Annotated in this window: 2 protein-coding genes; both read right to left on the minus strand. The window is 64.7% G+C overall.

Annotated elements, in window-relative coordinates:
- The coding region (uidA, locus tag B2994_RS00080; protein ID WP_291526383.1) for a beta-glucuronidase at positions 1 to 1,799 on the minus strand (1,799 nt) is incomplete at its 3' end.
- 158 nt (positions 1,800 to 1,957) lie between these two features.
- The coding region (locus B2994_RS00085; RefSeq protein WP_414630606.1) for an ABC transporter permease at positions 1,958 to 5,518 on the minus strand (3,561 nt) is incomplete at its 5' end.

Here is a 5,518-nt window from a genome sequence, read left to right on the forward strand (position 1 = left end):
GCGGCCATCTTGGGCTGGCGGTCGCGCGTGAACAGGCCCTTTTTGTTCCCGTCGACGCGCATGATGCCCTCGGTGGTCTGGAAATCATTGAGATTCCAAGGCTGCTCGCCAACCACATAGTCATACGAGTCGAAGACCTCGGCGAGCATCCTGAGCAACTCCACCTGGTACTCTTCGCTCCACATGACGCTGGGCAGCTTGTGCACGCCGGCCATGGTGTCGCCGCCGTACTCGGTGAATATGATCGGCTTGTTCGGCTCCAGATCGTGCCACTTCTCCAGCTCGGCCCGCAGATGGTTGCGGCCGTTGCCCATCTGGTATCCGCCGTCCACATACCAGCCGTAGTAGCGGTTGAGGCAGATCACATCCATGGTGCGCGTGGTCAGGTCCTTGGTGTAGTCGTTCTGGCAGCACACGATCGTCACCGGGCGGTTCTGCGGGTCGGTTTCATGCGCCAGCTGGTACAGGTTGGTGAAGTACCTGAGCGCGTCCTCGCTCTTTTCGCCGCCCTGATCGTACCAGGGCTCGTTGGCCAGCGACCACATGACCACGCTCGGATGGTTCTTGTCGCGCCCGATCATGTCGCGGACCACGTCCTGATGATGCCCGAGCAGCTGCTCATCGTTGTACTGGGGCCAGTTCATGCCGACGGCCGGGGTCTCGTCGATGATGACGATGCCCTCGCGGTCGCACAGATCGTACATGTTCTCCGCGTACGGGTAGTGCGAGGTGCGGAAGGAGTTCGCGCCAAGCCAGTGGATCAGCGACACGTCCTTGACGTTCAGCAGCTGGTCGGTGCCGCGGCCGTGGAAATAACTGTCCTCGTGCTTGCCGAATCCCTTGAAGTAGAAGGGCTTGCCGTTGATGAGGAACTTGGTGCCCTTGACTTCGACCGTGCGGATGCCGAAGCTCTGGTCGTATTCGTCGGCGTCGGCGGCGCCGGGGGTGCCGAGCGTCACGTGCGCGGTGTAGAGGTAGGCCGCGCCGGGGTTCCACAGGTGCGCGGAGGCGATGTCGATGTCGCCGGAGGCGCCGGTGGCGGTGGCCACGGCGTTGCCGAACTCGTCCTCGATGGACACCGTGACGTCGTCCGGTTTGGCGCCGCCGCCGAGATCCACCTTGTAGCCGATGGTCGCCGGGCCGGTTTCGCCTTCTTCCAGACCCTCGGTGACGGATTTGGTCACGACGGTGATGTCTGCGATGTAGTTTTTCGGCGTGGTGTAGAGCTCCACGTGACGGTTGAGACCCGAGAAGTTGAAGAAGTCGAAGTTAGGCCTGTTCTGCGGCTTGGCCCAGCGCTTGCCCGCCTCGACGGAGGGGATGCCGGCATTGTCGGAGCCGAAGAACGCCACGCCGCCTTCGTTGCCCACCGGCAGGGTGGACTGGTTGATGCGGTTGTCGACCGCGACGGTCAGACGGTTCTCGCCGGGCTTGATCTTGCCGGTGACGTCGAATTCGAACGGCAGGAAGCCTCCCTTGTGGCTGCCCAGCTTGTCGCCGTTGAGGTACACGTCGGCCTTGTGGGTGGCGGCGTCGAAGCGCAGTACCACGCGCTGGCCCGCGATGGCGCGCGGGGTGATTTCAAAGGTGCGCTGGTACACGACCCAGCCGTACTGGCGGCGCAAGTCGAGCAGATCGTTCTGGTCGTTGTAGGAGCCGGGAACGGCCATGGGGATGGCGTTGCTGATCGGCGCGTTCACCCATTCGGTTGGATATCCGGTTTCGTCGGCGGTCTGGAAATCCCAGACGCCATCCAGGCTGAACACTGCACGGGCGTCGTTCATCTTCGGGTACAGCATGTATATTTCCTTCCATCTCGACAGCTTTGTCCGCGACACTTCCATAATACACGCATCTTTGATCAACTTCGAACATTTTCCATCAAAAAGAGTCAATGTTTCTGTCAATCACGCAACCGCATGCTACGAGGCCAAGAGTGGCCATCCACCGGGGGCAGCTACTCCACGGATTTGAGCGAGCTGACCGGATCGATGCGGTCCAGCACGGGATTGGTCATCAGCTGCACGACCAGAGCGAAGGCCATCGTCGCCGAGGCCGCGATGAGATAGCTCCACCAGCGCACCTCCACTTCGAAGTAGAGACCCGGCATATTGAGCACGGAGGTGAGCAGGCCGCCGACCATTCGGCCAAGCGGCAACCCGACCAGCACGCCGAGCGACGTCAGGATCGTCATCTCCTTGTTGACATAGAGGTGCACTTCGCGGTCGAAGAAGCCCAGCACTTTGAGCGTGGCCATCTCGCGCACGCGTTCGGACACATTCGTGTTGGCCAATGTGAACAGCACCACCAGGGCGAGCGCGCCGGCGAGCATGACGATCAGCGCCACCACGGCGCCCATCAGGTCGAATTTGAAGCTCCGCTCCATGTGGTCGGAGCTGACGGCCTGCACGACGGACGCGTCGCGCCCCAGCTGGTCGGCGTAGGCGATGTTGTCGTCCGGGGTGCCGTTCAGCGTGGCCATCGTCGCGTTCAGAGTGAGGGGCGAGGACCCAGACGAGGCGGACGACCCAGACGACGCGGACGATGTGGTGGCGCTCCCCGCGACGCGCCCGTCGAACACTGACCGGTACAGGCTTTCGGAGATGTAGACGTTCGAGCCGATCAGGTTGCGATTCACCGCCGTCACCATCACCTCGCCGCGGTCCATGCCGCCGTCGCGCAAGGTCACGGTGTCGCCGTTCCCCACGCCAAGCGTGTTGGCCGCCGACTGCTCCACGATCACGCCGCCGGAGTCCAGCCGCAGCGTGCCGGACGACGCCGAACCGCCCGAACCGCCGGAGACCCCCAGCCCGGCCGTTCCATCCGACCGCTGCAACGACACCATGTCGTTCAGCCGGTTGAGCTCGTCGTCGGGAATCACCATCAGCTGCACGCTTTCGCTGCGTCCGTCGCCATTGGTGATTTCGCCGGATTCCAGGCGGAAATCCAAGGTTTCCGCGGTTCGCCCGTCGTCGCGCACGCGCTGGTGCATGGCGTCGGCGTCATCGTCGGACGAGACGACCAGCAGATCGTATCGGTACAGGTCGCCGTATTGTTTGGTCCCCAAGGTGGCGACGGTGTCGTTGATGGCCAGGCCGCAGATGATCAGGGCGGTGCATCCGGCGACGCCGCCAACCGTCATCACCAGACGCGACTTGAAGCGGAAGATGTTGCGCGCGGTCACCTTGTTCAGAAAGCTCAGACGCGTCCACAGCGGCCGGATCCGCTCGAGCAGGATGCGGGAGCCCGCCTTGGGCGCCTTGGGACGCATCAGCGCCGCGGGGGTCTGGCGCATTTCGCTCCGGCACGCCACGGCCGTGACGATGGCCACGCCGGCGAGGAACAGCGCCACACCCAGCGAGCCGACCGCCCAATCGTATTCGAGCCGCACATCCGGCACCACATACAGGCCGTTGATCACCAGCATCAGGAACGCCGGAATGCCGAGGAATCCGATCAGCAGGCCCAGACCGCCGCCGATCAGGCAGGCGAGCAACGCGAACGCCACATATCGGGCACCCACGGCGACCCGCCCGTACCCCAGGCCCATGTAGGTGCCGATCAGACCGCGATCCTCCTCCACCATGCGGGTCATGGCGGTCAGGCTCATCAGCACCGCGACCAGCAGGAACACCACGGGGAAGGCCCGTCCGATCGATTCGATGGAGGAGATGTCCGATTCGAGCGAGTTGTAGCCGCCGATGCTGTCGCGCGTCTGCACGTACCAGCGCGCGTCGGCGATGTCGTCGATGGCGGTCTGCTGTTTGGCGAATTCCCTGTCGGCGTCGCCGCGTTTGGTGGCGAGCTCGTCGGCGGCGTCGTTCAGCTGCCGCTCCCCGTCGGAGAGTTTGGATTCGCCGTCCTCCAGCTGCTTGAGCCCGGATTCCAGCTGCCGCTTGCCGGACGCCAGCTGCGACACCTTCGCCTCAAGCGTGGTGGACTGCGTTTCGAGTTCGGTGGATTTGGCTTCCAATGCGGCGGATTGCCGGTCCAGTTCGGCTTCTCCGTCCACGGCCTCGCGTTCCTTGGCGGTCAGCTGGGCGTCCTGGTCGTTCAGTTTCACCTCGTTGTCCGCCAACTCGGATTGCCGGGATGCCAGCTCGGCGCGTTGGCCGTCAAGGTGTTTCGACGCCTCGTCGAGTTGCGAGCGAACCGAGTCGACGGAGGTGACCTGCGAGGGGTCGGACGGCACGGTGACGCCGATCTTCGCCAGCAGCTCCACGATCCGCCGCCAGGTGGCCGTATCGATATTCGACATGTCGGCCGATGGCAGCCCGTCGAGCAGTTCGCGCGCCTGTTGCAGGGTCCGGGTCGTTTGCTCGAGCTGCGACCGCCCCTGCTGCAGCTGCGCCTTGCCCGACTCGAGTTGCCGTTTGCCGGCGTCCAGCTGGTTGCGGGCTTCGGTCAGCTGCTGTTTGCCGCTTGCGGCCTGCTGCCTGGCCTCGGCCAGCTGCTGACGCGCCGAGGCGATCTGTTGGCGTCCGGAGGCGATCCGCGAGCGCGCCGAGGCGATCTGGCTTTCGCCGTCGGTGATGTCGCGCTGCTTCGATTCCAGTTGTGCGCGGGTATCGGCCAGCTGCCGCTTGGTCATCTCCAGGGTGGCGCGCTGGTCGTCAAGTTGGCGCTGAGCGTCGTCCAGCTGCCGGTATGCGTCCGTTTTGACGTCGTCGAGTTTTTGCTGCGCGGCGGTGACGATGGTCTGGCGTCTGGCGGTCTGCCGGTCCGTCTGCACGGCGCTTTCGATGCGGTCCGACACGGCTTTCACCGCGGCGGTGTATTCGTCCGAAAAGGTGTCGAGCCGGGCCGCCCCCGCCACGGTCAGGCTGATCGAGGTGTATATGTTGCCGACGACTCCGTCGCTTGGGGCGAAGAAGGTGTAGTCGCTGGCCAGCGTGTTGCGGAACGCCGCCGTGGCGTAGCCGTCCGGATTGCTCAGGTCGGCGGGGTCAAGCGCCACACCCACGATGGTCAGCTGCGAGGGGAATTGCGGCGCCTGCTCGCCTTCCATGCCGGAGTCCCCGTCGGTGCCGCCGCTTTGCGAGTTCGTCTCGGCCTGCACCGTCACCCGGTCGCCGATGGACGCCCCCGCGTCTCTGATGAATTGACGCGTCACCGCGATCTCGCCCGCTGTTGACGGCAGGCGCCCCTCCTGCAGGCTTGGCCTGTCCAGTCCGGCGACGCCGATCTCGCGCAGCGTGACGGTTTTGCTCGCCCCGTCCACCTCGGTGGTCACGGATTGCGAACGCTCGGGCTGCACGGTTTCCACCCCGGGCACGGATCGCAGCGCGTTCGCGTCGTCGTCGGTAAGCCCCAGCGTGGAGAGCACCTGGATGTCGTGCAGATGCTGCCCATCGTAGAAGCGGTCGGCCGCCAGGAACACGTCGCGGCATCCGGCGTAGATGCCGGTGAGCACGGCCACGCCCAGCATGGTGATTATGGCGATGGAGGCGAAACGCTTCCATGCCCTGCCCCACATGCGCAGCGTGTCTTTGAGGAATGCGCCGGGGACCGCCGTGCC

Source organism: Bifidobacterium sp. UBA744, assembly GCA_002298605.1.
Lineage (GTDB): Bacteria > Actinomycetota > Actinomycetes > Actinomycetales > Bifidobacteriaceae > Bifidobacterium.